Annotated in this window: 26 protein-coding genes; all 26 read left to right on the forward strand. The window is 59.3% G+C overall.

Features of this window, described 5'->3' with window-relative positions; all coding sequences use genetic code 11:
- Positions 1 to 5: 5 nt before the first annotated feature.
- Positions 6 to 776 (forward strand): ABC transporter ATP-binding protein, encoded by a 771-nt coding sequence (locus Q1A44_RS20850; protein WP_366942620.1) that lies wholly within the window; start codon positions 6 to 8, stop codon positions 774 to 776.
- Entirely contained in the window at positions 776 to 1,483 is a 708-nt protein-coding gene (locus Q1A44_RS20855; protein WP_299629158.1) for an ABC transporter ATP-binding protein, read from the forward strand. Before Q1A44_RS20850 ends, Q1A44_RS20855 begins: the two co-directional genes overlap by 1 nt.
- Complete coding sequence (locus Q1A44_RS20860; RefSeq protein ID WP_299629160.1) at positions 1,480 to 2,343, forward strand: branched-chain amino acid ABC transporter permease; 864 nt, start codon at positions 1,480 to 1,482, stop codon at positions 2,341 to 2,343. Before Q1A44_RS20855 ends, Q1A44_RS20860 begins: the two co-directional genes overlap by 4 nt.
- Positions 2,343 to 3,398 (forward strand): branched-chain amino acid ABC transporter permease, encoded by a 1,056-nt coding sequence (locus tag Q1A44_RS20865; RefSeq protein ID WP_299629162.1) that lies wholly within the window; start codon positions 2,343 to 2,345, stop codon positions 3,396 to 3,398. The genes Q1A44_RS20860 and Q1A44_RS20865 overlap by 1 nt, the downstream gene beginning before the upstream one ends.
- A 2-nt stretch (positions 3,399 to 3,400) precedes the next feature.
- Positions 3,401 to 5,155 carry an FAD-dependent monooxygenase gene (locus Q1A44_RS20870; protein ID WP_299629164.1) on the forward strand — a complete coding sequence of 585 codons (1,755 nt, stop codon included), beginning with the start codon at positions 3,401 to 3,403 and terminating at the stop codon, positions 5,153 to 5,155.
- Between the two features lie 9 nt (positions 5,156 to 5,164).
- On the forward strand, positions 5,165 to 6,046 hold the full coding sequence (locus Q1A44_RS20875) for an intradiol ring-cleavage dioxygenase (protein ID WP_299629166.1): 882 nt from the start codon (positions 5,165 to 5,167) through the stop codon (positions 6,044 to 6,046).
- Complete coding sequence (locus Q1A44_RS20880; RefSeq protein ID WP_299629168.1) at positions 6,043 to 6,867, forward strand: 3-keto-5-aminohexanoate cleavage protein; 825 nt, start codon at positions 6,043 to 6,045, stop codon at positions 6,865 to 6,867. Before Q1A44_RS20875 ends, Q1A44_RS20880 begins: the two co-directional genes overlap by 4 nt.
- 20 nt (positions 6,868 to 6,887) lie before the next feature.
- The gene (locus Q1A44_RS20885; RefSeq protein WP_299629170.1) at positions 6,888 to 7,544 is read left to right on the forward strand and encodes a malonic semialdehyde reductase; all 657 of its coding nucleotides are present in this window, start codon (positions 6,888 to 6,890) and stop codon (positions 7,542 to 7,544) included.
- 60 nt (positions 7,545 to 7,604) lie between these two features.
- On the forward strand, positions 7,605 to 8,690 hold the full coding sequence (locus Q1A44_RS20890) for a C4-dicarboxylate TRAP transporter substrate-binding protein (RefSeq protein WP_299629172.1): 1,086 nt from the start codon (positions 7,605 to 7,607) through the stop codon (positions 8,688 to 8,690).
- A 54-nt stretch (positions 8,691 to 8,744) separates the two neighbouring features.
- Positions 8,745 to 10,661 carry a TRAP transporter large permease subunit gene (locus Q1A44_RS20900; protein ID WP_366942621.1) on the forward strand — a complete coding sequence of 639 codons (1,917 nt, stop codon included), beginning with the start codon at positions 8,745 to 8,747 and terminating at the stop codon, positions 10,659 to 10,661.
- 8 nt (positions 10,662 to 10,669) lie between these two features.
- Positions 10,670 to 11,017, forward strand: a complete 348-nt coding sequence (locus tag Q1A44_RS20905; protein WP_299629175.1) for a YciI family protein — start codon at positions 10,670 to 10,672, stop codon at positions 11,015 to 11,017.
- Between the two features lie 51 nt (positions 11,018 to 11,068).
- Entirely contained in the window at positions 11,069 to 12,388 is a 1,320-nt protein-coding gene (locus Q1A44_RS20910) for an ATP-binding protein (protein WP_299629177.1), read from the forward strand.
- On the forward strand, positions 12,385 to 13,377 hold the full coding sequence (locus Q1A44_RS20915; protein WP_299629179.1) for a HupU protein: 993 nt from the start codon (positions 12,385 to 12,387) through the stop codon (positions 13,375 to 13,377). The genes Q1A44_RS20910 and Q1A44_RS20915 overlap by 4 nt, the downstream gene beginning before the upstream one ends.
- The gene (locus tag Q1A44_RS20920) at positions 13,374 to 14,807 is read left to right on the forward strand and encodes a nickel-dependent hydrogenase large subunit (RefSeq protein ID WP_299629181.1); all 1,434 of its coding nucleotides are present in this window, start codon (positions 13,374 to 13,376) and stop codon (positions 14,805 to 14,807) included. Before Q1A44_RS20915 ends, Q1A44_RS20920 begins: the two co-directional genes overlap by 4 nt.
- The gene (gene hypF / locus Q1A44_RS20925; protein WP_299629183.1) at positions 14,792 to 17,062 is read left to right on the forward strand and encodes a carbamoyltransferase HypF; all 2,271 of its coding nucleotides are present in this window, start codon (positions 14,792 to 14,794) and stop codon (positions 17,060 to 17,062) included. Before Q1A44_RS20920 ends, hypF begins: the two co-directional genes overlap by 16 nt.
- Before the next feature lie 225 nt (positions 17,063 to 17,287).
- Positions 17,288 to 18,388 (forward strand): hydrogenase small subunit, encoded by a 1,101-nt coding sequence (locus Q1A44_RS20930; RefSeq protein ID WP_299629185.1) that lies wholly within the window; start codon positions 17,288 to 17,290, stop codon positions 18,386 to 18,388.
- Positions 18,389 to 18,390: 2 nt separating this feature from the next.
- On the forward strand, positions 18,391 to 20,184 hold the full coding sequence (locus tag Q1A44_RS20935; protein WP_299629187.1) for a nickel-dependent hydrogenase large subunit: 1,794 nt from the start codon (positions 18,391 to 18,393) through the stop codon (positions 20,182 to 20,184).
- 13 nt (positions 20,185 to 20,197) lie between these two features.
- The gene (locus Q1A44_RS20940; protein ID WP_299629189.1) at positions 20,198 to 20,371 is read left to right on the forward strand and encodes a hypothetical protein; all 174 of its coding nucleotides are present in this window, start codon (positions 20,198 to 20,200) and stop codon (positions 20,369 to 20,371) included.
- Entirely contained in the window at positions 20,368 to 21,123 is a 756-nt protein-coding gene (cybH, locus tag Q1A44_RS20945; protein ID WP_299629191.1) for a Ni/Fe-hydrogenase, b-type cytochrome subunit, read from the forward strand. Before Q1A44_RS20940 ends, cybH begins: the two co-directional genes overlap by 4 nt.
- 274 nt (positions 21,124 to 21,397) lie before the next feature.
- The gene (locus Q1A44_RS20950) at positions 21,398 to 22,006 is read left to right on the forward strand and encodes a HyaD/HybD family hydrogenase maturation endopeptidase (RefSeq protein WP_299629193.1); all 609 of its coding nucleotides are present in this window, start codon (positions 21,398 to 21,400) and stop codon (positions 22,004 to 22,006) included.
- Between the two features lie 4 nt (positions 22,007 to 22,010).
- A complete protein-coding gene (locus tag Q1A44_RS20955; protein ID WP_299629196.1) occupies positions 22,011 to 22,331 on the forward strand; it encodes a HypC/HybG/HupF family hydrogenase formation chaperone in 321 nt (106 codons plus the stop codon).
- A 9-nt stretch (positions 22,332 to 22,340) separates the two neighbouring features.
- Positions 22,341 to 22,724, forward strand: coding sequence for a hydrogenase accessory protein (locus tag Q1A44_RS20960; protein WP_299629197.1), 384 nt, complete (start codon positions 22,341 to 22,343; stop codon positions 22,722 to 22,724).
- Positions 22,725 to 22,736: 12 nt separating this feature from the next.
- Positions 22,737 to 23,582 (forward strand): hydrogenase expression/formation protein, encoded by an 846-nt coding sequence (locus Q1A44_RS20965; RefSeq protein ID WP_299629199.1) that lies wholly within the window; start codon positions 22,737 to 22,739, stop codon positions 23,580 to 23,582.
- Between the two features lie 68 nt (positions 23,583 to 23,650).
- Positions 23,651 to 24,370: a [NiFe]-hydrogenase assembly chaperone HybE gene (gene hybE, locus Q1A44_RS20970; protein WP_299629227.1), complete on the forward strand. Its 720-nt coding sequence runs from the start codon at positions 23,651 to 23,653 to the stop codon at positions 24,368 to 24,370.
- A gap of 49 nt (positions 24,371 to 24,419) precedes the next feature.
- Positions 24,420 to 25,286, forward strand: coding sequence for a hydrogenase expression/formation protein HupK (locus Q1A44_RS20975; RefSeq protein ID WP_299629201.1), 867 nt, complete (start codon positions 24,420 to 24,422; stop codon positions 25,284 to 25,286).
- A complete protein-coding gene (gene hypA, locus Q1A44_RS20980; protein WP_299629203.1) occupies positions 25,279 to 25,620 on the forward strand; it encodes a hydrogenase maturation nickel metallochaperone HypA in 342 nt (113 codons plus the stop codon). The genes Q1A44_RS20975 and hypA overlap by 8 nt, the downstream gene beginning before the upstream one ends.

Here is a 25,620-nt window from a genome sequence, read left to right on the forward strand (position 1 = left end):
GCGGGGTGCGCGCTCCCTCTCTTTACGGTCTGCGCAGTCGGGCCAAGGAAACCGTCATGTCGATCCTCTCGTTGCAATCTGTGTCCAAAAGTTTCGGTGCCCTGACCGTGACTGATGACGCCAGTTTCGATGTACCCCAAGGTCAGGCGCTGGGGATCATCGGACCTAACGGGGCGGGCAAGTCGACCCTGTTCAACCTGATCACCGGCAACCTTCGATCAGATGCGGGCAGCATTCATTTTGAAGGCCGAGATGTGACCAGAGTGTCAGCGATGGAGCGGTGCCTGACCGGCATTGGGCGGTCTTTCCAGATCCCGCAACCTTTTGAAAAACTGACCGTTTACGAAAACCTTCTTGTTGCTGCGACCCATGGGCGGAACCTGTCGGAACGCGCGGTGCGCGACGATTGCGCTGACGTGCTGGAGCGCACCGAGCTGTTGCGCCGTGCCAACACGCCCGCCGGACAATTGTCACTGCTTGAACGCAAGCGGCTGGAACTGGCCCGCGCCATGGCGACCCAGCCCAAGCTGCTGCTTCTCGATGAAATCGCGGGGGGGTTGACCGAAGGGGAATGCCAGGCACTGATCCGCACCATCAAAGACATTCACGCCCAAGGCGTCACGATCATCTGGATCGAACATGTGCTGCACGCTCTGACCTCGGTGGTGGAACGGCTCTTGGTCCTCGACTTTGGCAAGGTCATTGGCCTTGGCGAACCGGACGAGATCATGGCCAGCCGCGAGGTGCAGGAGATTTATTTGGGGATCGAAGTCTGATGGCACTGCTGCAAACCCAAGGTCTTGTCGCCCATTATGGTGACTTTCAGGCGCTCTTTGGTGTGGATATCGCTCTGAACGAGGCTGAAACCGTCGCGATCATCGGGGCCAATGGCGCGGGAAAAACGACGCTCATGCGATCCATCGCGGGCGTATTGCGCAACGCGGCCCAAGCGGTGACATATGACGGCACGCCCATCGGGGCGCACCCCGCCGACGAGATCATGGCCCAAGGCGTTGCGATGGTGCCCGAGGGGCGCAAGCTTTTCCCCTCGCTCAGCGTCGAGGAAAACCTGCTGATCGGCACCTATGGCCGCAAGGTCGAGGGGCACTGGAACCTCAACACCGTCTATGACCTCTTTCCCATCTTGGGCGAGCGGCGGCACAATCCGGGCACGGCCCTGTCGGGCGGGCAACAGCAGATGGTGGCCATTGGCCGGGCGCTGATGAGCAATCCACGCGTCCTGCTCTGTGACGAGATCAGCCTTGGCCTCGCCCCTGTCGTGATCAAGGACATCTATAAGGCCATTCCACAGATCAAGGCGGCAGGCGCCTCGATGATCGTGGTGGAACAGGACATCGCCCAGGCCATGGCCGTCGCCGACCGCGTCTATTGCATGATGGAGGGGCGGGTCACCCTGTCTGGCACCCCCGACACGCTCAGCCGCGACGACATTCACAACGCCTATTTCGGAGCAAGCCATTGATCTGGGTCGACACGCTGCTGCAAGGCATCCTTCTGGGTGGCCTATATGCGCTCTTTGCCTCGGGGCTCAGCCTCGTTTTCGGGATCATGCGGCTGGTGAACCTGGCCCATGGCGATCTGATCGTGATGGCCGCGTACCTGATCCTGGTGCTTGTGACCTTGCTGGGTCTGTCGCCCTTCGTCGCCGTCCTGACCGCAATGCCGGTGATGTTCGGGATTGGCTGGGGGCTGCAAAAGTTCCTTCTGAACCGGACGTTGGAGGACGACATCCTGCCGCCGCTGCTGGTGACCTTTGGTCTGTCCATTGCGCTGCAAAACGCGCTGCTCGAAGGGTTCTCTGCGGACAGTCAGCGGCTTCCAACCAACGCGCTGACCACGGCCTCGGTCGATGTGGGGCCGATTGCTCTTGGCGTTATGCCGTTGCTGACCTTCGCCTCCGCCGTTCTCGTGATCGTGGGCCTCAACCAGTTGTTTTACCGCACCGAATTGGGCCGCGCCTTTCGCGCCACGTCGGATGATGCGACCACGGCGAGCCTGATGGGAATCAAACCCGCCAATATCTTTGCCACGGCCACAGGCATCGCGCTGGTTATCGTCACTATCGCTGCGCTCTATCTGGGTTTGCGGGCGAATTTTGATCCCAACATCGGCCCTGCGCGCCTGATCTACGCCTTTGAGGCGGTGATCATCGGCGGCCTCGGCTCTCTTTGGGGGACGTTGTTGGGCGGGATCATTATTGGTGTCGCCCAGACCGTGGGGGCCGCAATCAACCCCGAATGGCAGATCCTGGCGGGCCATGTCGCCTTCCTGATTGTCCTGCTAGTCCGCCCACGCGGCCTGTTTCCGAGAGCGAATGACTGATGTCCTATACCGTCACAACCCAAACCTCTGCCTCGCGCGTTGCGGCCATCGCCGGCGCCATCGGGATCGTCGTTCTCATTGCCCTGCCTTTCTTTGCCGGGCGCGGCACGATCCAAGACATGTTTTTTATTCTGACGATGCTGGTGCTGGCGCAATTCTGGAACCTGCTGGCCGGCTATGGCGGTCTGGTCAGCATCGGGCAGCAGGCTTTTGTGGGCATGGGCGCTTATGCGATGTTCGGCGTGGTGATCCTCATGGGTTTTGACCCCGTGCCCTCAATCCTGCTCGGTGGCGTTGCTGCGCTGATCGTTGCCGTGCCCACAGCCTTTTTCGCCTTTCGCCTGAACGGGGCTTATTTCGCCATCGGCACTTGGGTCATCGCCGAAGTGGTGCGCCTGTTGGTTGCCCAATGGAAAACACTGGGAGGCGGCACCGGTACATCATTACCCCGTGATGCAACGCGCGACATGTGGTTTGTCGAGTTGATCCAGGACATGCTGGGCGTCCGCTCGGCTGCGGCGCGCGATATCCTGGCCTATTGGCTGGCGTTGATCCTTGCACTCGCCACAATCGGCGGCATCTATTGGTTGCTACGCACGCGGCGGGGCTTGGCGCTCGCGGCGGTGCGCGACAACACCGAAGCCGCGAAATCCGTTGGGGTAGATGCGGGCCGGATGAAGTGGATCGTGTTTCTCACTTCCGCCTTTGGCACCGGGCTCGCCGGTGCGCTGATCTATATGCAAAAGGCGCGGATCAGCCCCGATGCCGCCTTCAGCGTCACCGACTGGACAGCCTACGTGATCTTTATCGTCGTGATCGGCGGCATCGGCACCATCGAAGGGCCCATCCTGGGCGTGCTTGTCTTCTTTGCCCTGCAATCGCTGCTGGCCGACTTTGGCAGCTGGTACCTGATGACGCTTGGTGTGCTGGCCATCGTCATCATGCTGGTCGCCCCACGCGGTCTCTGGGGCCTCGTGTCAGAGCGGACCGGCCTGCACCTTTTCCCCATTCGCCGCACCTTGTCGGGCGGCAAACTGACATCATCGGAGGACTAAACATGGCGGATATTACAACTGACGTGCTGATCATCGGAACCGGGCCTGCAGGTTCCACAAGTGCGGCCCTGCTGTCCAGCTATGGCGTCGAGAACATCGTCATCAACCGCTATCACTGGCTGGCCAACACGCCCCGCGCCCACATCACCAACCAACGCACGATGGAGGTGCTGCGCGATTTGGGCCGGGAAGTCGAGGACGAGGTGTATCTCAACGCGATGGACCAAAGCCTGATGGGCGAAAACGTCTTTTGCGAAAGCCTCGCGGGCGAAGAGATCGGCCGCATGAAATCCTGGGGCACGCATCCGCTGTCCAAGGCCGAACATCTTCTGTCCTCGCCCAGTTTGATGAACGATCTGCCGCAAACCTTTATGGAGCCCATCCTCTTCAAGACCGCCTGCAAACGCGGCACTCGCGCCCGGATGAGTACAGAATACAAGTCCCACGTTCAGGATGCAGATGGTGTCACAACCACCTGTCTGGACCGGATGACAGGCAAAGAGATCACGATCCGGTCCAAGTACCTGATCGGGGCGGATGGCGGTAATTCCCTCGTGGCTGAAAACGAGGACCTGCCGTTCGAGGGAAAGATGGGTGTCGGCGGTTCGATGAACATCTATTTCCGGGCGGATCTGTCCAAATACGTCGCTCACCGTCCTTCGGTACTTTATTGGGTGATGCAGCCGGGCGCCAATGTGGGCGGGATTGGCATGGGGCTTGTCCGCTGCATTCGGCCGTGGAACGAGTGGTTGATCGTCTGGGGCTATGACATCAATGAAGCGGCCCCCGTGGTGGACGAGGCGATGGCCACGGATGTGGCGCGGCAGCTGGTGGGCGACCCCGAGCTTGAGATCGACCTGATCAGCGCCAACACCTGGACGGTCAACGATTGCTACGCCACGCAAATGTCCAAGGGCCGTGTTCACATCATGGGCGACGCGGCGCATCGGCACCCGCCCTCCAACGGGTTGGGGTCGAATACGTCGATCCAGGACGCATTCAATCTGGCCTGGAAAATCGCTGCTGTGGTCAAGGGGCAGGCGGGCGAGGCCCTGCTAGACACCTATTCCGAAGAACGCGCGCCGGTCGCCAAACAGATCGTGACCCGTGCCAACCAATCCATCGGCGAATTCGGCCCGATCTTTGAAGCGCTCGGCATGACCGGCGGTTCGGATATTGCGCAAATCAAGGCCAACATGGACGCCCGCTGTGGCACCACACCAGAGGCCGAGGCGCAACGGGCGGCCCTGAATGCGGCAATCGCGTTCAAGAAATACGAGTTCGATGCCCACGGCGTCGAAATGAACCAACGTTACCGGTCGGATGCGACGGTGACCGATGGCCAGGTTGAGCCCGCTTTCACCCTGGACGCCGATCTGCATTACCAGCCAACCACCTGGCCCGGCGCGCGTATTCCGCATGCCTGGCTTTTTGATGCGGCGGGCGAAAAACACTCGACCCTCGATCTGGCAGGCGGCGGCGCCTTTACTCTGTTCACGGGCCTTGGCGGTCAAGCCTGGGCCGAGGCCGCGACACAAGTGGCCGCCGATCTGGGCATTAAACTAGAGGCGCACGTGATCGGCCCACGGCAGGAATACGTGGATCATACCGGTGACTGGGCCCGCGCCCGTGAAGTCGGTGATGCAGGCTGCATCCTGACCCGCCCCGACCAGCACGTGTGCTGGCGCAACGATGCACTCGCCGATGATCCCCGTGCGGAACTGACCCGCGTTTTGACATCCATCTTGGCACGCTAGGAGGCGATCATGACAAATCACGAACAAGGCTACTTTACCGAAGAGAACTCGGCCGAGGTTGTTATCAGCCGGATTGCCGACACAACTGACCCGCGCCTGGCCGAGGTCATCGGGGTGATCACCCGGCACCTGCATGCAGCGGTGAAAGAGATTGAACCCACTCAGGAGGAATGGCTGACCGCGATCAAATTCCTGACGGAAACCGGCCACATGTCAGACGATTGGCGCCAGGAATACATCCTGCTTAGTGACATCTTTGGCGTCTCGATGCTGGTGGACGCGATCAACAACCGCAAACCCAGCGGAGCGTCAGAATCCACTGTGCTGGGTCCGTTCCATGTGCCTGATGTGCCGGAATCTCCGATGGGCTCCAACATCTGTCTCGATGGCAAAGGCCATCCCATGCTGATCAAAGGGCGCATCCTGAATACCAAAGGCGCACCCATCGACAACGTCAAGATCGACGTGTGGCAAACCAATGATGACGGGTTCTATGACGTGCAGCAAAAGGGAATCCAGCCTGATTTCAACCTGCGCGGCGTGTTTCGGACGGGGCCCGACGGAAACTATACATTCTGGGGGGCAAAACCGCGGTTTTACCCGATCCCCGATGACGGTCCGGTCGGCAAGTTGTTGGGCAACCTGGGTCGCCACCCATACCGGCCCGCGCACCTGCACTACATTCTTGAGGCCGACGGCTACGAGACCCTCGTTACCCACATCTTTGACCCAGACGACAAATATATCCATTCCGATGCGGTCTTTGGCGTCAAGGAAAGCCTTCTGGCCAAGTTCGACCTGATTGATGATCCCGACCGTATCGCAGCAGAAGGGGCAGAGGGGCCGTTCTATGAAGTGGTGCACGACTTTGTCTTGGCGCCTGCATCATGACAAAGCCCTGCATCATCTGTGTGGCCATCACCGGCAGCTTGCCGCGCAAGGCCAATAACCCGGCTGTACCGATCACGGTCGCGGAACAAATCGAAAGCACGCAGGAGGCGTTCGAAGCGGGGGCAACAATCGTCCATGCCCATGTGCGTAACGATGATGAAAGCCCTTCGAGCGATCCCGATAAGTTTGCGGCCCTCAAGGAAGGGATCGAGGCGCATTGCCCCGGAATGATCATCCAGTTTTCGACCGGAGGCAGATCAGGCGCGGGCAAGACACGGGGCGGAATGCTGCCGCTGCGTCCTGACATGGCGTCCTTGTCAGTGGGATCGAACAATTTTCCGACACGGGTGTACGAGAACCCGCCCGATCTTGTGGATTGGCTGGCGTCCGAAATGCAAACCTATGGCGTCAAACCTGAAATCGAGGCCTTTGACCTGTCTCACATTCTGAAATGCGCCGAGATGCACAAAAAAGGGCAGTTGAACGGGGTGCCTTATGTGCAGTTCGTCATGGGGGTCAAAAACGCGATGCCCGCGGACAGGCAGGTTTTCGACTTTTACGTCGAAACCGTGAAACGGTTTTTCGGAGATGACGCACCGTGGTGCGCAGCTGGAATTGGCCCGGCACAGATCGTGCTGAACGAATGGTCTGTCGGCGCGGGCGGACATGCGCGCACAGGTCTGGAAGACAACGTGAGACTGTCCAAGGACAGCCTGGCACCGTCCAACGCCGCCCTTGTCCAACGCGTCACCGAGATCTGCGCGCAACATGAGCGCCCTGTGGCAACAGTTGCGCAGGCCCGCGAAATCCTGGGCCTGTGACGAAAGAAGGAGGACAACATATGACCGATCCCAACCTTGTTGCTGACGACGCAGCGCGCGCAGCCGCCGCAGCCTTTCAGGCCGAGGCGCTGACAGCGGATGAAAACACATTGCGCCTTCTCTTTGGCGAGGCGCGCACCCATTACGGGTGGCAGGACAAAGATGTCTCAGAAGACACTCTCAAAGAGCTGTTCGAGATTGCGCGCATGGGTCCGACGTCCATGAACCAGCAGCCTATGCGCGTGATTTTCATTCGCTCTGAAACCGCCAAGGACCGCCTCGAACCCGCGCTGTTGGAAGGTAACCGGGCCAAGATGCGCCAAGCCCCCGTAACGGCCATCATCGCCTATGATCTGAATTTCTGGGAGGAACTGCCGCGCCTGTTTCCACCCAATCCGGCCGCACAGGATATCTTCAAGAACAACGCGACGGCCGCGCAGATCAATGGATTCCGCAATAGCACGCTTCAGGGTGCATATTTCATGCTGGCGGCCCGAGCGGTGGGTCTGGATGTCGGGGCAATGTCAGGCTTTGACAACGCGAAACTCGACGAAGAGTTTTTCCACGGCACGTCGATCAAATCGAATTTCCTTGTGAACCTTGGCTACGCCGACACGTCCAAGATTTTCCGGCGACTGCCCCGCATGACCTTTGACGAAGTCTGCGAAACGCTTTGAAGCACTGAAAATCCACTGTTGTGCCAAAGCACATCATTTGAACTGGGAGGAGAACCAAAAATGACCAATACCACAGTCAAAAAGCAAACATTCTGCAAAGGTCTGCTGTCTGCAGCGGCCCTGGGCCTGATGATCGCCACGCCGGCGATGTCTGAAACCTATAATCTGACCATGGCGTCCAGCCACCCGACAGTTTTGCCGTGGGTCGGGCAATTGTCGACCACGGTCGTGGCCAAATCCAACGAACGCCTTGAGGCGATGGGTTCGGCGGACCGTATCGAGTGGACTGAAACCTATGGCGGGGCGCTTTACGGATTTAAGGATACGCTTGAGGCGGTGGGCGATGGGCTGACCGATGCGGGCTGGGTAGGCACGCTCTGGGAAGGCTCAAAGATGCCGTTGCAGAACATCACCTACTTCACGCCTTTCGTGTCCGATGACCTGGTCGAAACGCTCAAGATCATGAACACTCTGCACCGCGAGATGCCTGAACTTCAGGCGGCGTGGGAAGATCAGAATGTTGTCTTTCTGGGGGCCAGCGGGGTCGAAACCTATCACCTCTTCACGAACTTTCCGGTCAATTCGCTGGCCGATCTGGATGGGCGCAAGATCATTGCGCCTGGGCCCTCGGCCAATTGGATCAAATCAGTGGGGGCGGTGCCCGTAAATGGCGCTTTGCCGACGTATTATAACCAGATCCAGACAGGCGTGGCTGATGGTGTTGTGGTGATCATCACCGGGGCATTTCCGAACAAGCATTATGAGGTCGCACCTTACGTGACGCTTGTTGGGTTGGGCGCTCAGATGACGGGTGGCCTTGGGATCAACAAGGATGTCTGGGATGGGCTGTCCGATGATGTCCGCGCCGTTCTGACCGAACTGGGCGAAGAGTACACCGTTGCACATGCCGAAGAGGTCATGGCGCGCTACGACAACTTCCTGGCAAAATTGCCCGAGGTTGGGGCCACGGTATCAGAGCTGCCCGCTGCCGACATCCAGGCCTGGGTCGATGGTTTGCCAAACCTCGCGCAAGACTGGGTTGATGCAAACGCCGCCGACGGTGCAGGGGCTGTGCTGAACGCGTATATGGACAAAGTCAAAGCCGCGAACCTTGAGACCCGCATTGACTGGTCAGCGCGCGAGTAGGGGGCCATCATGAATGTGTCCAACCAGCTTTTTCGGCGAGGTGTAGACCAAACGGTGAGCGGGGTTTCCGCGCTCACCGGCGTTATCAGCGGCGCGGCTTCGATCTGGATATTCTGCCTGATGCTGCTGATATGCGGCGATATTCTGGGGCGGACGTTGTTCAACGCGCCGATCCAGGGCGTGTCTGAGATGGTCGCAAATTCTATCGTCGCAATTGTCTTTCTTCAGGCCGCACACACTCTGATGAGTGGGCGCATGACGCGGACCGACATTCTGATCGGACCGCTTGAGGCACACAGGCCCTTTGCGGCAGCGGTCATGCGTCTTGTCTTTCATATCGCGGGCATCGTTGTCTTTGCCCTCATCGCGCAGGGCACATGGCCAAAGCTGGTTGATGCTTGGGTCGAAAACGAATTTTTCGGTGCTCAAGGCGTTTTCACGGCACCCGTCTGGCCGATAAAGGCCTGTCTGTTTGGTGGATCGCTGCTGACTTGTCTGGCCTTTGCCACGCAAGCCCTTGTCGATCTCAAAGAGCTACTTGCACATAACCGTGCCGCGCCATTGCGCGTCCGGCACACTGTATTGACGACGCCGCGGGGATGGCCGGTGCTGATTGTGTTCGCGGCGGTTCTCGCGGTCGGCTATGCGCTGGTCTTTGCGGAATTGGACCGCATCGGCGTTGGCCTTGCCGCAATTGCATTCATGCTCGTGTTGATCCTGTCAGGCGCGCATATTGCAGTCGTTCTGATCCTGCTCAGCTTTCTCGGCATTTGGCTCATTCGCGACAACCCGACGGTTGCGGTGCGCTCGCTTGCGTTGGCGGCAGACGGGGCGATCAACCGCTATCTGTTCGGTGTCGTACCTTTGTTCGTTTTGATGGGGCTTGTCGTCGATATTGCCGATATCGGGCGCGATGCGTACCGGGTCGCGGCGTGGATGCTGCAACGCATTCGCGGCGGGCTTGGCATCGCGACGGTTGCTGCGAATGCCGTTTTTGCTTCGATCACCGGGATTTCGATTGCCTCAGCTGCGGTCTTCTCGCGCGTGGCGGTGCCTCAGATGGTGGCGAACGGATATAACAACCGCTTTGCGCTTGGGGTTGTTGCGGGGTCGTCCGTGTTGGGCATGTTGATCCCGCCAAGCCTGCTGCTGATCATCTATGGTGTTCTGGCCGAGCAATCGGTCGGCGCCTTGTTCCTCGCGGCGATTGTCCCCGGTGCACTGCTGGCCTTTGTCTTTGGCACCGGCATCTATCTGATGGCCCGGTTACGGCCCAAGATGGTGATGCAGTCCGACAAACCCACCGTGATTGAGGGTGAGACATGGCAAAGCGCGTTGATCAAACTCACGCCCATCACCGCGCTGGTCGTCATCGTCCTGGGCGGCATCTATTCGGGTGTTTTCACACCAACCGAAGCGGGTGCAGCCGGTGCGGCAGCCGCGATCGTCGTGGCGTTGCTGAAAGGGAGCCTGACGTGGTCGCGGCTATGGCGGGTTCTGGTGGACACAGGGCTGGTCTCGGTCTCGATCCTGCTGCTGATCATCGCGGCATCAATGTATTCGCGCATGCTGTCTCTGTCGACGATCCCTCAAGAAGCCACGATGTTCTTTGCACAGGCCGGGTTCGGGCTGATGGGCTTTATGATGATCTATCTCGTTTTGGTGGTGATCATGGGAATGTTCCTCGATTCCACGTCAATCATGCTGATCCTGTTGCCCTTGGCCCTGCCTGTGGTCAGCGGGCTTGGCGGCGATCTGATCTGGTTTGGGATCGTGACCGTCATCGCGGTCGAGATTGGCCTGCTGACGCCGCCATTCGGGCTGACGGTCTATGTGGTGAAGGCAACGATATCGGACCGGTCGACAAGCCTCGGCGACATCTTTATCGGCACTTTTCCGTTCGTGATCATGATGACGATCGTGACGCTGATATTGACCCTGGTTCCCGCCCTTAGCCTGGTCTTTGAGTAGGAGGAGGCATGCGGTTTGTGGTTCACGCCAAGGACAAAACCGATGCGCTCACGCGTCGCATGGCCGCGTTGGAGGGACATCGCGCATATCTGGACAAAGCGCCCGCCGCGTTTGGGGTCCAGGTGCTGCTGTCCGGGCCCTTGATCGAGGATGAGGGTACGGGGATGATCGGGTCATTCTTCCTGCTGGAGGCGCCGGATCGGGAGAGCGTGCTTGCCCTTTTTAACAAGGATCCACTGAAGCGGGCAGACGTTTGGGAAACCTTTGTGGTCGATGCGGTCATCATCCGACAGGACAACCTTTCCGGGCCACGCGTGTCGACCTTGCCCAACGACGACAGCAACATCGCGGGGTGATTGCCCTTGCCGCGCAATTGCGCATACGATCAACCCAAGGATTGGGGATCAATGGCACCTGCACCGCGTGATCAGACCGAAACGTTCAGTGACGCCGCGTGGAGCGACGTCATCAGCGCCGTTGACCGCACCTATTCCGAACTTGTGGCCTATCAGGAACGGCTGGAAGCGCAAAACAACGAGCTTGATGATTTGCGGCGTTTCATGGCGTCGGTTCTGTCTTCGGTGTCCGACGTTTTGCTGGTTGTTGATCGCAATCACATGATCGAGCGTACAGGCGGTTCAGTTGTGCAGGTGTTGGGAGAGGATCACCCGGCACGCATTGGTGCGCTGGTCGATGATATGGTGGTGCCTGAGCAGCGTGAAAAGCTGCGGCAGGTCATTGATGACGTGATTATGCGGCGCAAGGCGACAACGCTTGAGATCGAAGTCGCGACAGACAGCGGACCCACACCGCTGGAACTGAGTGTTGGCCCCCGGCTGGATGAGCGCGGGCGGAGCCGTGGGTCGGTCTTGGTAGGACGCCCGGTTGGGGAATTGCGCAGCGCCTATTCTGATCTGGAGACAAGCCACATCGCTCTAAAAGAGGCGCAGAGCCATCTGGTCCGCAACGAAAAGCTCGCCTCGCTGGGGCGGCTGGTGGCGGGCGTTGCGCATGAGTTGAACAACCCGATCAGCTTTGTCTATGCCAATACCCATGCATTGGAGAAGTACACGCAACGCTTTGAGACTTATTTCGAGGCGGTTCAATCCGGCGCCGACCGGGCCACGCTTGTTGGCCTGCGCCAGGAATTGCATCTTGACCGGACGCTCAAGAACCTGCGCAGCGCTATAGATGGCGCCAAGGACGGTGCCGAAAGGGTGCGCGACATCGTTGAAGACTTGCGCAGGCTCAGCGCCGATGGCTCGGGCGAGGTGGTGAGCTTTGATTTGATGACAACGGCGCGCACCGCCGCCGATTGGGTCATCCGGGGGACAAAGACGCCTGTGAAGGTGACCTTTGACGCGCAAACGCAGCGTCCGGCGATGGGCAACCCTGGTCACGTTCAGCAGATTGTCATGAACCTTGTGCAGAATGCTGTCGATGCGCTTGAGGACACTGGTGCGCCGTCCATACACCTGAGGATTTTTGAACGAGACAACGCGATAGTATTGCACCTTTTGGACAACGGGCCTGGCGTGCCTGAGGCTGCCGCGCATTCGGTTTTTGATCCATTCTTTACCACCAAATCCGTCGGCAAAGGCACAGGTCTGGGCCTGTCGATCTCACACAAGATCGCGGAAGAGCATGGCGGGTCTTTGACGCTGTTTGAGACCGGCCCGGAAGGGACATGCTTTGAGTTGCGACTACCTGCGGAGGGTGAGGCATGAATGTCTTGTGGCTACAATCAGCAGGGTGCGGCGGTTGCACGATGTCCTTGCTTTGCGCTGAAGGGCCCGGTGTCTTTGACCTGCTGGGCGGTGCCGGGATCAGCTTTCTCTGGCATCCCGCACTTTCCGAGCAATCCGGGGGTGAAGTCCGCACCCTTCTGGCACAGGTTGAAACGGGTGAACGTCCCCTGGACGTGCTGTGCGTCGAAGGGTCAATCCTGACTGGCCCCAAAGGCACCGGGATGTTCCAGATACTGTCGGGGACAGGGCGGTCGATGCTTGATTGGGTGCAAAGCCTGGCACCGCTGGCGCATCACGTGGTCGCCGTGGGCACATGTGCAACCTTTGGCGGCGTCACCTCGGCAGGCGGTAATCCTGCGGGTGCCATTGGATTGCAATACGATGGCGACCAGCCCGGTGGGGCCTTGCCGGTCGCGTTCCGCTCCAAATCCGGGCTGCCGGTGATCAATGTTGCGGGCTGCCCCACGCACCCCGATTGGGTGACCGAAACACTGTTGTTGTTGAAGGCGGGCGCGCTGTCGGCGGCGGATCTGGACGAATTGGCACGGCCCCTGTTCTATGCCGAAAACCTCGTGCACCACGCTTGTCCCAAGAATGAGTTTTATGAATACAAGGCCAGCGCCGAGGAACTGAGCCAGATGGGGTGCATGATGGAGCATCTGGGATGTGTCGGCACGCAAGCCTCGGGTGATTGCAATATCAGAGGCTGGAATGGCGGCGGATCATGCACGCGCGCGGGATACCCCTGTATCAATTGCACAGCGCCAGAGTTCGAAGAACCGCGCCACCCCTTCACACAGACCCCGAAATTTGCGGGCATCCCCGTTGGTCTGCCTTCAGACATGCCCAAGGCCTGGTTCATGGCGCTTGCATCGCTGTCAAAAGCCGCGACACCAAAGAGGTTGGCCGAGAACGCAACCGCAGACCGGGTCAAGGTCGTGCCAAATCTGACATCGGGCAAGAAATGAGCCAGCGGAGCCTACTTGTAGGACCCTTCAACCGGGTGGAAGGTGATCTTGAGATCCGGCTTGAGGTGGCAGAGGGGCGCGTCACCAACGCTTATGCCAACTCTCCAATGTTTCGCGGGTTTGAGCAGATGATGCTGGGCAAAGTCCCGATTGACGCGCTCACAATCACGCCGCGCATCTGCGGCATCTGCTCGATCAGCCAGTCTGCGGCCGCGGCCGCCGCATTGGGGGCCGCAGCAGGCAAACCTCCGGCGCCACAGGGCGCGCTGGTGGCCGCGATCCTGCATGGGATCGAGAACATTTGCGATCACCTGACGCATTTCAACCTGTTCTTCTGTGCCGATTTTGCACGCCCCGCCTATGCTGGCCGAGGCTGGCACAGCCGTGCGACCGAGCGGTTTACCGCGATGGAAGGCTCTGCTGTGCGGGCGAGCGTCGATGCGCGAGCACAAATCCTCCATATTGTCGGGCTGCTGGGCGGCAAGTGGCCCCATACGCTGGCGATACAGCCGGGTGGAGTCACACGTGCACCCACGGCGCGTGACCGCATTCGAATGATGTCAACGCTTGCGGCCTTCCGCCGTTACCTTGAAACAGTTCTGTTTGGCGCAGCCGTCGAGGATTTCGCACATCTGGGCACGGCGGATGCGTTGCGCGGTTGGGCCCATGGCGATGCCGGTCTGTTCAACGAGATCGCGGCCGATCTGGACCTCGGCGCGATGGGGGCAGGGCCGGGCCGCTACATGTCCTTTGGAGCCTATCCGCTGCCCGAGGGCCGCAGCTTTGGTCCGGGGCTTTGGGAAAATGGTGTGCTGTCGCCGATCGACACGGACACAATCCGAGAAGACCTGAGCCATGCCTGGATGTTGGGTGAGGGCGCGCATCCTTCGCAGGGGCAGACCGTACCGGATGAGGATATGCGCGACCCCGGATACAGCTGGTGCAAGGCCCCACGCCTCGCCGGGCGCACGGTTGAAACCGGTGCCTTTGCCCGCCAGGTGGTGGGCGGGCATGCAGGTGCCTTGGCGCTCGCTTTGGCGGGGTCAAATGTTCAGGCGCGGGTGATTGGCCGCCTGCTGGAAATCGCCAGAACCCAAATGCTGCTGGAGAAATGGGTGGCCGCCCTGAAACCGGAATCACGGTTCATGGACGATGTCGCCGTCCCCCAAGAGGGGGAAGGAGAGGGGTTGGTCGAAGCCGCACGTGGTGCTTTGGGGCATTGGATCAGGATCGAAGCTGGCAAGATCGCCGGATACCAGATCATCGCGCCAACCACCTGGAACTTCAGCCCGCGCGACGCGAACGGAACGCCAGGCCCGGTTGAGGCCGCTTTGGTCGGGGCAGCCGTAGGCGACAGCGAGGACACGCCATTGAGTGTCCAGCATATCGTGCGCAGCTTTGATCCCTGCATGGTGTGCACGGTCCATTGACCGACGGGCTGCGCATCCGCGTGCGCGGTCAGGTGCAGGGCGTCGGCTTTCGCCCGTTTGTCTGGCAACTTGCCCGCCGGTTCGGAGTTACGGGGAATGTGTTGAACGACCCCGAGGGGGTCCTGATACACGCGTGCACCGACACACCCGACGCCTTCATAGCGGCCCTTGACGATGACGCTCCGCCCTTGTCGCGCGTCGATGCGGTCGAGGTGGAGCACTTTGCCTTTCGGGAACCGCCAACCCGGTTCGACATCGTTCAAAGCGAAGGCAGCGGGGCGGAGACGCGGGTGACACCGGACGCTGCAACCTGTGCGGCCTGCATCGCGGATATCGAGGGCGATGATCCGCGCCGGCGCGGATATGCGTTTACCAATTGCACCCATTGCGGGCCGCGGTTCACGATCCTTCATAGCTTGCCGTATGACCGGGCCAGAACCACCATGGCACCTTTCAAGATGTGCCCGGCCTGCGCGCGCGAATATGCAGACCCGGCGGATCGTCGTTTTCATGCGCAGCCGGTGGCTTGTTCCGACTGTGGACCATCCGTGTGGTTCGAAGATGGGGCGGGGCGCGTGCCTGACGGCATTGCCACTGCAGCAGAACGCTTGGGGCGGGGTGCGATCCTTGCGGTCAAGGGGTTGGGTGGTTTTCATCTGTGCTGTGACGCTACCAATCCGGTAGCGGTGGCAGAGCTGCGCAGGCGCAAACACCGGCCCGGCAAACCCTTTGCCCTGATGGGCCGTGTTCAAGAGATCGCGCGTTATGCGGATGCAACCGATGTCGATTGGCGAGCCTTGCGTGATCCCTCCGCGCCCATCGTGTTGCTGCATAAGGAAACTGCGCTCCCGGACGAAGTCGCGCCGAACCAGCCGCGCCTTGGCTGGATGTTACCCTATACTCCGTTGCATCACCTCCTGCTGGGGGCGGTGGAACGCCCGCTTGTGATGACGTCCGGGAACCTTTCGGGGGAACCGCAGGTGATCGGCAACGACGAAGCGCGCGAAAAGCTGAACCAATTGGTCGATGGCTATCTTATGCATGACCGCGATATCGCCCGCAGGCTGGATGACAGTGTGCTGCGCAACACGGCATACGGTCCGATGATCCTGCGTCGGGCAAGAGGGCAGGTGCCTGAAACTCTACCGCTCCCTGACGGTTTTGACGACGCGCCGCAGGTCGTGGCCTTCGGGGCGCATCTAAAATCGGCCATCTGTCTGATCAAAAACGGGCAAGCGCTCCTTTCTCACCATCTGGGGGATCTGGACGATGCGCTGACCTGGGACGAGTTCGTCAGGGCGGACACTGACTATGCAGACCTTTTTGACCACGTGCCCAGCATCTTTGCCTGTGATCTGCATCCTGAGTACCGATCGTCTCAGCATGCGCGCGTGCGCGCACAGGGTAGTCGGCTGATCGACATTCAGCATCATCATGCGCATCTGGCGGCATGTATGGTGGAAAACGGTTGGGCCGTGGATGCAGGACCAGTGGCCGGGATCGTTCTGGACGGTCTGGGGCTGGGGTCAGACGGTACGATCTGGGGTGGGGAGCTTTTGCTGGGCGACTATGCCGGATTTGAGAGGGTGGCCCATCTGGCGCCCGCGCCCTTGCCGGGTGGTGATGCGGCCAATCGTGAACCCTGGCGCAATCTGCTGGCACGGCTCGATCGCGCGGGAATGCCTGACGTGGCTGAAATGCTGCTGCCGCATGCGCCCCACGCCCTCATGCGGCAATCAATTGCGGCACAGATGAATGCGCCCCTGTCTTCCTCTGCGGGACGCTTGTTTGATGCCTTCGCGACAGCCTTGGGATTTGAAGCCGCCCAAACCTTCGAAGGAGAGGCGGCGATGTGGCTGGAGGCGTTGGCGCTGTGCGCTCCGTCTGAAAGCATTGATGCAGCTTACACCTTTGGTCTCGATGCGATGGGCGGCGCTCTGGATGATGCGCCGCTCTGGTCTGCGTGGCACAAGGACTACGTCCAGGGGGCCGCACCAGCGGTCATGGCGTGGCGGTTTCATGCGGGGTTGGCTGTCAGCTTTGCCCGGCGGGCCCGCCGATTGGTCGAAACCGGGAAAGCCAAGGCCGTGGCGCTTTCAGGCGGGTGTTATCAGAACGCCCTCTTGCTGGATCTGACCATTCAGGCGCTGGGGGATGTCCCGGTCTTGCTGCATCATAAAGTGCCTGCAAACGATGGTGGCCTGGCCTTGGGGCAGGCGGCGATTGCGGCGGCGCAGGCGGTTTGTGACCGGTAAGCGATTGGCCAGCGCCCCGCTTTATCGGTCAATCGCCAGTCACCTACCTGAACTATGCCGAAGTAAAAAAATATCGTAAGTTATTGTAATTATAATTAAAAATACCTTCTTAGACTTTTCGCCGGAATTCTTGGAAATCGCATCGCATGCCTTCGCATACTGCCGGGGACATCCTCCGTCGTATGGCTGCGGCCGTGTACGACACGGGCAAGAAGGGAGCCAGCCTTGGCCAATACAGAAACATTTTACGACGTCATGCGCAGTCAGGGGATCACCCGGCGTAGCTTTATGAAGTACTGCTCGCTTACGGCATCCGCCTTGGGCCTGGGCCCGGCATTTGTGCCGCAAATTGCCCATGCGATGGAGACCAAGCCGCGCACTCCGGTGATCTGGGTTCATGGGCTTGAATGCACGTGCTGCTCTGAAAGTTTCATCCGCTCGGCCCATCCGCTGGCCAAGGATGTGATCCTGTCGATGATCAGCCTTGATTATGACGACACGTTGATGGCCGCCGCAGGCCACGCCGCCGAAGCGGCGATGATGGAGACCATCGAGAAATACAAAGGGCAGTATATTCTCGCGGTGGAGGGCAACCCGCCTTTGAACGAAGACGGGATGTTTTGCATCAGTGGCGGCAAACCCTTTGTCGAAAAGCTCAAACTGGCAGCGAAGGACGCCAAGGCGGTGATCAGCTGGGGGGCATGCGCCTCTTACGGCTGTGTGCAGGCGGCCAAACCAAACCCGACACAGGCCACCCCGGTGCACAAAGTCATCACCGACAAGCCGATCATCAAAGTGCCCGGCTGCCCGCCCATCGCCGAAGTCATGACCGGCGTGATCACCTACATGCTGACTTTTGATCGCCTGCCCGAGCTTGACCGCCAAGGCCGTCCGGCGATGTTCTACGGCCAGCGCATTCACGACAAATGCTACCGACGTCCGCACTTTGATGCGGGCCAGTTTGTCGAGGAATGGGATGATGACGGCGCGCGCAAGGGCTACTGCCTTTACAAGATGGGCTGCAAAGGGCCGACCACGTACAACGCCTGTTCGACCATCCGCTGGAACGAAGGCGTCAGTTTCCCGATCCAATCCGGCCATGGCTGTATCGGCTGTTCCGAAGACGGTTTCTGGGATCAAGGCACCTTCTATGACCGTGTGACGGACCTCACCCAGTTCGGCGTTGAGGCAAATGCCGATCAGATCGGATTTGCAGCCGCGGGCGTCGTTGGCGCGGGCGTGGCAGCCCATGCGGCCATCTCGGCGCTCAAATCTGCTCAGAACAAAGCACAAAAGACCCCAACCCCCACGAATGAGGAGGCCTGATCATGGTTGTCCAAACACCTAACGGCTTCAATCTGGATGACACCGGCCAGCGCATCGTCGTGGACCCGGTGACCCGGATTGAAGGCCACATGCGCTGTGAAGTGAACGTCGATGACGAAGGCTATATCCGCAACGCGGTGTCCACCGGTACGATGTGGCGCGGTCTTGAGGTGATCCTCAAGGGGCGTGACCCTCGGGACGCCTGGGCCTTTACAGAACGCATCTGCGGTGTGTGCACCGGCACCCATGCGCTGACTTCCGTGCGTGCGGTCGAGGATGCGCTAGGGATCACGATCCCGGACAACGCCAACTCAATCCGCAATATCATGCAGTTAAACCTGCAGATTCATGATCATATTGTACATTTCTATCACCTGCATGCGCTGGACTGGGTCAATCCGATCAACGCATTGCGGGCCGATCCCAAGGCCACGTCCGAATTGCAGCAGGCCGTGTCACCCAGCCACCCGCTCTCCAGCCCCGGTTATTTCAGGGACGTGCAAAACCGGCTCAAACAATTCGTAGAAAGCGGTCAATTGGGCCTGTTCAAGAACGGCTACTGGGACAATCCCGCCTATCTGCTGCCGCCGGAAGCGGATTTGATGGCGACCACCCACTACCTTGAAGCGCTTGATTTGCAGAAAGAGGTCGTCAAGGTTCACACAATCTTTGGCGGCAAGAACCCACACCCCAATTGGCTAGTGGGTGGCGTGCCCTGTCCGATCAACGTGCATTCCACTGGTGCCGTCGGGGCCATCAACATGGAGCGGTTGAACCTTGTGTCGTCGATCATCGACAAATGCCGCGAGTTCAACCAGAATGTCTATCTGCCCGACGTCGTTGCGATTGGCGGGTTCTACAAGAACTGGCTTTATGGCGGTGGCCTTTCCTCGCAGGCCTGCCTTGCCTACGGCGATATACCCGAACACCCGAACGACTTTTCGCCAGAGCAACTTTATCTGCCGCGTGGCGCAATCATCAACGGTGACCTGACAACGGTGCATGACGTCGATGTGCGTGATCCCGAGCAAATTCAGGAATTCGTGGATCACTCCTGGTATGAATATGCAGAAAAGGGCAAAGGCCTGCATCCCTGGGACGGAGAGACTGAGGCGAAGTTCGAGTTGGGTCCGAACCTCAAGGGCACCCGCACCAATATCAAGCAGATCGACGAAGGTGCCAAGTATAGCTGGATCAAAGCACCGCGCTGGAAAGGTCATGCAATGGAAGTGGGGCCGCTGGCGCGCTATATCGTCGGCTATGCCAAGGGTCATGAGGACATCAGCGATCAGGTGAACGGCCTGTTGCGGACGATGGACCTGCCGGTTGAGGCGCTGTTCTCGACCCTGGGCCGCACGGCAGCGCGCGCGTTGGAATCCGAATACTGCGGACGGCTGCAAAAACACTTCTTCGACAAGCTGATCACCAACATCAAGAACGGCGACGAAAGCACTGCAAACGTGGCCAAGTGGGACCCCAAGACGTGGCCCACGGAAGCGAAAGGCGTCGGCATGACCGAGGCACCGCGCGGCGCACTGGGGCACTGGGTGAAGATCAAGGACGGACGGATCGAGAACTATCAATGCGTCGTGCCGACAACCTGGAACGGGTCGCCTCGGGACAGTCAGGGCAACATCGGCGCATTCGAAGCCTCCTTGATGAACACCAAGATGGAGCGACCGGAAGAGCCGGTGGAAATCCTGCGCACATTGCACAGTTTCGACCCCTGCCTGGCCTGTTCGACCCATGTGATGTCGCCAGACGGCGATGAGCTTACAACCGTCAAAGTCCGCTGAGGGAGCACCTGACATGAAAAAATTCGCAACACTTCTCGCACTGGTCCCAGGCATGTCTTTTGCCCATGGTGGTCACGCACCGCTTCCGGACACTGTGCACAACGTCAGTCATACAGGCCCGGTTTTGGGGGCCACATTGATCATCGGCACGATTGCTGTGCTGGCGTATCAGCGGTGGAAATCATGAGTTCGGTTGATACTGACAGAGGAAGCGGCATCGCCCTGACGGGAGATGCGACCGATGCGGACCTGGCCACCATCACGCGCAATTCCTCGGTCTATGTCTACGAAGCGCCTGTTCGGCTTTGGCACTGGATCAACGCGCTTGCGATCCTTGTGCTGTGTGTCACGGGCTACCTGATCGGGTCACCACCGCCGACGATGATCATCGCCGAGGCAACTTATCAGTTCGTCTTTGGCTACATCCGGTTTGCGCATTTCGCCGCCGGAATGATCATGACCGTCGGCTTTTTCGGGCGTATCTACTGGGCGTTTGTCGGCAATTCGCATGCCCGGCAGATGTTCAAGCTGCCGCTGTTCAATGGCAAGTGGTGGGCCGAAGTTTGGGGCGAAGCGCGGTGGTACATGTTTCTAGAGAAGAAGCCCAAGAAATACGTGGGCCACAACCCGCTGGCCCAGATCGCGATGTTCTTTTTCATGACGGTGGGCATGACGTTCATGATCGTGACAGGTTTTGCACTATATTCCGAAGGGGTCGGGCGGGACGGCATCCTGGACACAGTCTTTGGCCCTCTGCTCGACTTGGTGGGCGGCAGCCAGATGATGCACCAGATCCACCATCTGGGCATGTGGGCCATTGTGGTATTCATCATCATCCACATCTACGCCGCCGTGCGCGAAGATATCATGTCACGGCAGACCATGGTGTCGACGATGATTTCGGGGACACGCACATTCAAGGACGACGATCCCAACTGACCTTTGGTCCGAAAAACACAAAAGGGCGGGCGCGAGTCGTCCGCTTTTTTCGTTTGGAAGACTAGTGATCAGTTTCTATCAAATTCGGAAGATACTATTACACAATAAGTTCCATTGTATACACTGGTATTCCGTTAATCTCTTTAAATTCATAGGGATAGTAAGATGCTTGAAATTTCATTCATTTTTTTGACCTCAGATGAGATGGCAAGCTAGCCTCGCTTCAACGGCAGATTGGAAACCAATTAACCGATCTGTGTGGAGGAGACTACGAATGACAGACAACGTACTGATCCTGGGGATTGGGAACGTCCTTTGGGCCGATGAAGGCTTTGGCGTCCGATGTGTCGAGCGGATGGCACAATCCTGGAAATTGCCGCCGGCCGTGAAAATTCTGGATGGCGGAACGCAGGGGCTTTACCTGCTGCCATTCCTGGAAGAGGCCGACACCCTCGTTGTGTTCGACGCTGTGGACTATGGCCTTGCGCCCGGCACCCTGAAGATTGTCGAAGGCGATGAGGTGCCCCGCTTTATGGGGGCCAAGAAGATGTCGCTACACCAGACCGGTTTTCAGGATGTGATCGCGACTGCGCAGTTGATGGGATACTGCCCCAAGACGCTGCTGCTCATTGGGTGCCAGCCGGAAGAACTGGAGGATTACGGCGGCGGTCTGCGCGATGTAGTCGCTGCGCAAATCGAACCCGCCATCGAGGTCGCGCTGACCAAACTGGCACAAATGGGGATTGTCGCCGAACCGGGCGAAACCAAAAGCGATCTTCTTGCCGATGCGTCCATCATGCATCAGGCCTATGAGGCGGGGCGCCCGTCGGAACACGACGCCTGTCGCATTGGTGACGACCGTTTCTTCCCCGTAGCGGAATAGAACGATGTGCGTCGGCATCCCCATGCAGATCACCGCGATCGACGGAATTGCGGCAACAACTACCAACGGGCATCACAGCGAGCTTATTGATCTGTCTTTGACGCCGGATGCTGTGGTCGGCGATTGGCTACTGACATTTCTGGGCGCGGCCCGCGAAATCATAACAGCCGATGAGGCGCAGAAAATCGGGGCGGCCCTCGCAGGTCTCCAATCTCTGATGGAGAGCGGAACGCTGGGCAATGCCTTTGCTGATCTTGAAAACGATGGGCCGCAATTGCCCGCTCATTTGCAGGCGGCATTGGATGCCGGTGCGACAACAGGTTGAGGATACAGAATGACACATCCCCTGATCACCCGGCTTACGACCGAGTTCGACTATCCGGTGCTGGAAACGATGGCAGATGTTGCCACCTTTACGGAAAGGCCCGGCTTTCATGCGATTTTCGTGCCCGGCGACGTGACCCGAAATCTTGAGACGCCTGATGTGGCTGTCATCCTCCCTGAGTTGCGTCAGGCGTTTCAAGGCCGGTTCGATTGTGCAGTCGCCGCCGACAGCGTCGAAAGCGAGCTGCGCGAGGCGACCAAGGTACGCAAAACGCCAAGTGTTATATTCTACCGCGAAGACCAGATGATCGGCGGCCTGCCCAAGGTGCGGGACTGGTCGGAATACATCGAACGCATCACCCAAATTCTCGCTCTTCCGATGGCTGCTGAATAAGGAAATACGCCCATGACAAACCCTTTCATGATGCCGCCGACAGGCTTTGGGCCGGGGTCTCAACCGTTGGACAGCAATGATGACAAGCTTGAGTACATGCCGCTGCCACAGGACATGCGCACCTATGCGCCCAGCCTGCCCGAAGTGGACGATCTTGATCTTGCCGATATTGCCCCGGCCATAGCGCTCTTGCGTGAGGTGGCCGCCGCCGCGGACCGGATCGCAAAGACCGGCGGTACGCAGCAGTTTGCCCTCTCTGGCCTCGACAAGACAAACCGCGATCTGATTGCCGAGACTTTGGGGAGTGGCGAGGTGGCCGCTAAAATCCGCAACATACCTGCCATCGCTGTTCAGGAAAGCGTTTTTGCCGGGATCTGGACGCTCACGTCGACTGCGGGGGACGTGATCGAAGTGGCTGAAATCCCTGCCTGCGTCATCCACGCCCCGTTCGCACCCAAACGGCCGGCCATGGGCGACACCGCCCCCTTGGTCAGTGGGGTCATCAACGCCCCACCCATGTTGATTGAGTTGAGTGACAAATCAGCGGCCTTTGACCCGGACGCGCCCATGCATGTCATCAACTTGTCCCTTTTGCCACATACCGAGGAAGACCTCGTCTGGCTGGATCAGGCCCTGGGCGAAGGGGCGGTGACAATTCTGTCGCGCGGCTACGGCAATTGCCGGGTCACAGCGACGGCCCTCCCGCATGTCTGGCGTGTGCAGTTCTTTAATTCGATGGACACCCTAATCCTCGACACATTCGAGGTCACAACCGTGCCCGAAGTCGCATTGGCCGCCTGCGAAGATCTGGCCGACAGCGCCAAGCGGTTGCTGAGCGTGTTGGAGGCAATCCAGTGAATGAGTTTTCCAACCGCTTCGAAGGCAGCTTTCTAGGGGCCAACGACAAGATCAGCGCACAAGCCATCATGGAATGCAAAGTCTGTTGGTCGCCCTATGATCCGGCGGAGGGGGATGACTATCGCCAGGTCGAACCCGGTACGGCATTTACCGACTTGCCGGATGATTGGTCCTGCCCCAATTGCAGTGCGCCCAAGGAACAATTCATGGTCCTTGAAGACCCCGGATCAGAAGCCGCAACCGAGGCGGCACAGCTTGATGGCGTGACCGCCCGGCTGGTCGCCGATTTTCGCGAAATATGGCACTCCAAGATGCGCGACGTGCCGATGGTCAACAAGTTGCTCACTGTCGAGGCCGTCGGGTTTCGGATCGTGGACGGCCGCCCCTTGGGTGTTCTCATCTCGCCTTGGTTCATGAACCTGATCCAACTGCCGGGTGAAGATGAGGATTGGACCGATCTTGTTGCCGGCGAAAAGGAATTGGTCGCCTTTCCATCGGGGGAATACGAGTTCATCCACAACACCCGCGAACAGATCGGCGGATACAAGGCATGTTCGCTCTTCTCACCAATGGGGGAATTCAAATCCCAGATGCAGGCGCAAGAGGTCGCCGCCGCAGTGATGGTTGCGCTTTTTGATGCAGGCAACCGCGCCGAAACTGATCGCGCGGCGGACATCCGCGCGGCGCGAGAGGCCGAACTTGCGCCCGAACGTGATGACCCGCCCATGCTGCGGGACGCACCATCGCGCCGCGCCGTCATCACCGCAGGCATGGCAGAGCAGGGCTGACCCGATGCTGCTGCAACCCATATCACCCAGATTGCGGGCCAGACCGCCAGTGCCTTTGCCCATTGCAGAACTTGTTCTGGGCAAGCCGGTAGAAGAGGCGGCCGAGCTGTTGCCACGCCTGTTTAATCTGTGCCGGGTTGCACAAGGTGTTGCGGCGCGGGCGGCATTCGGGTTGCCGCAAGAGCCGGGCTGGCGGCAAGCATTGCGATACGAAATCCTAAAGGAGCATGTTCTGAAGCTTTGCCTAAAATGGCCAGGCCAATTGTCTGTGCCTCCGCTGGCCCTGCCAATCGGGTGGATGCAGGACGCACCCGCGCTTCGGGACGCACTCTTTGGCCCGGGTCAGCGGATGCCGACCTCTATCGACGCATTCATGGCCTTTCTCGACAGCGGCACAGGTATTGGGCCGGTTCTAAAGGCCATCGCTCAAGTTATTCCACCTGCTTCCGCCGTGCGCGCAGATTTGCCGCTAACCACATCGAACAGCATCTTTGACCGCATGGCACAAGAGAACTCGGTCGCCGGGCGTCACGCAGTCCATTCCGTCATGATCGCAATCGAAACGCGATGGGGGCGTGGGCCACTTTGGTCTGCAACCGGGCTCACCTGTGATCTTGCGGACTGCCTGGAAGGTAAACTTCCTACCGCCGACCTGCGCCAAGGGCGCAGCGTCGTACCTGCGGCCCGCGGCCTTTACGGAATTTGTGCCCAGCTTACCAATGGCCGGATCACGCAGTTTCAAAGGATCACACCAACGGATCATCTGGTGATGCGCGGCGGCATGTTGGAACACAGCCTCGCGACACTGGAACCGGCCCGCGCAAATGCCCTCGCACCGGTGGTCTTGTCTATTCTCGATCCGTGCTTTCCAATCAGGCTTGAACGGGATCAGGTCGAGGAGGTGACCCATGCATGAGATGTCCCTTTGCGAAGGCATGCGCGGCGTGATCGAGGATCAAGCGCGGGTGCACAACGTCTCGAAAATTTCGCGGGTCCGGGTCGAGATCGGGCGCTTTGCCGGGGTTGAGACCAGTGCACTGCACTTTGCCTTTGACGTGGTCATGCGCGGCTCTGTGGCCGAAGGGGCCGAACTGGTCACGCTGGAACTACCAGGCCGCGCGCTGTGCTATGACTGCATGAAAGAAGTGGAAATCGTCGAGCGGTTGGACCCTTGTCCGCTCTGCGGCGGTGGCAAGCTGATGCCGCAAGGCGGGGATGAAATGAAAATCAAAGACTTGGAGGTTGCATAA

Source organism: uncultured Tateyamaria sp. (assembly GCF_947503705.1).
Classification (GTDB): domain Bacteria; phylum Pseudomonadota; class Alphaproteobacteria; order Rhodobacterales; family Rhodobacteraceae; genus Tateyamaria.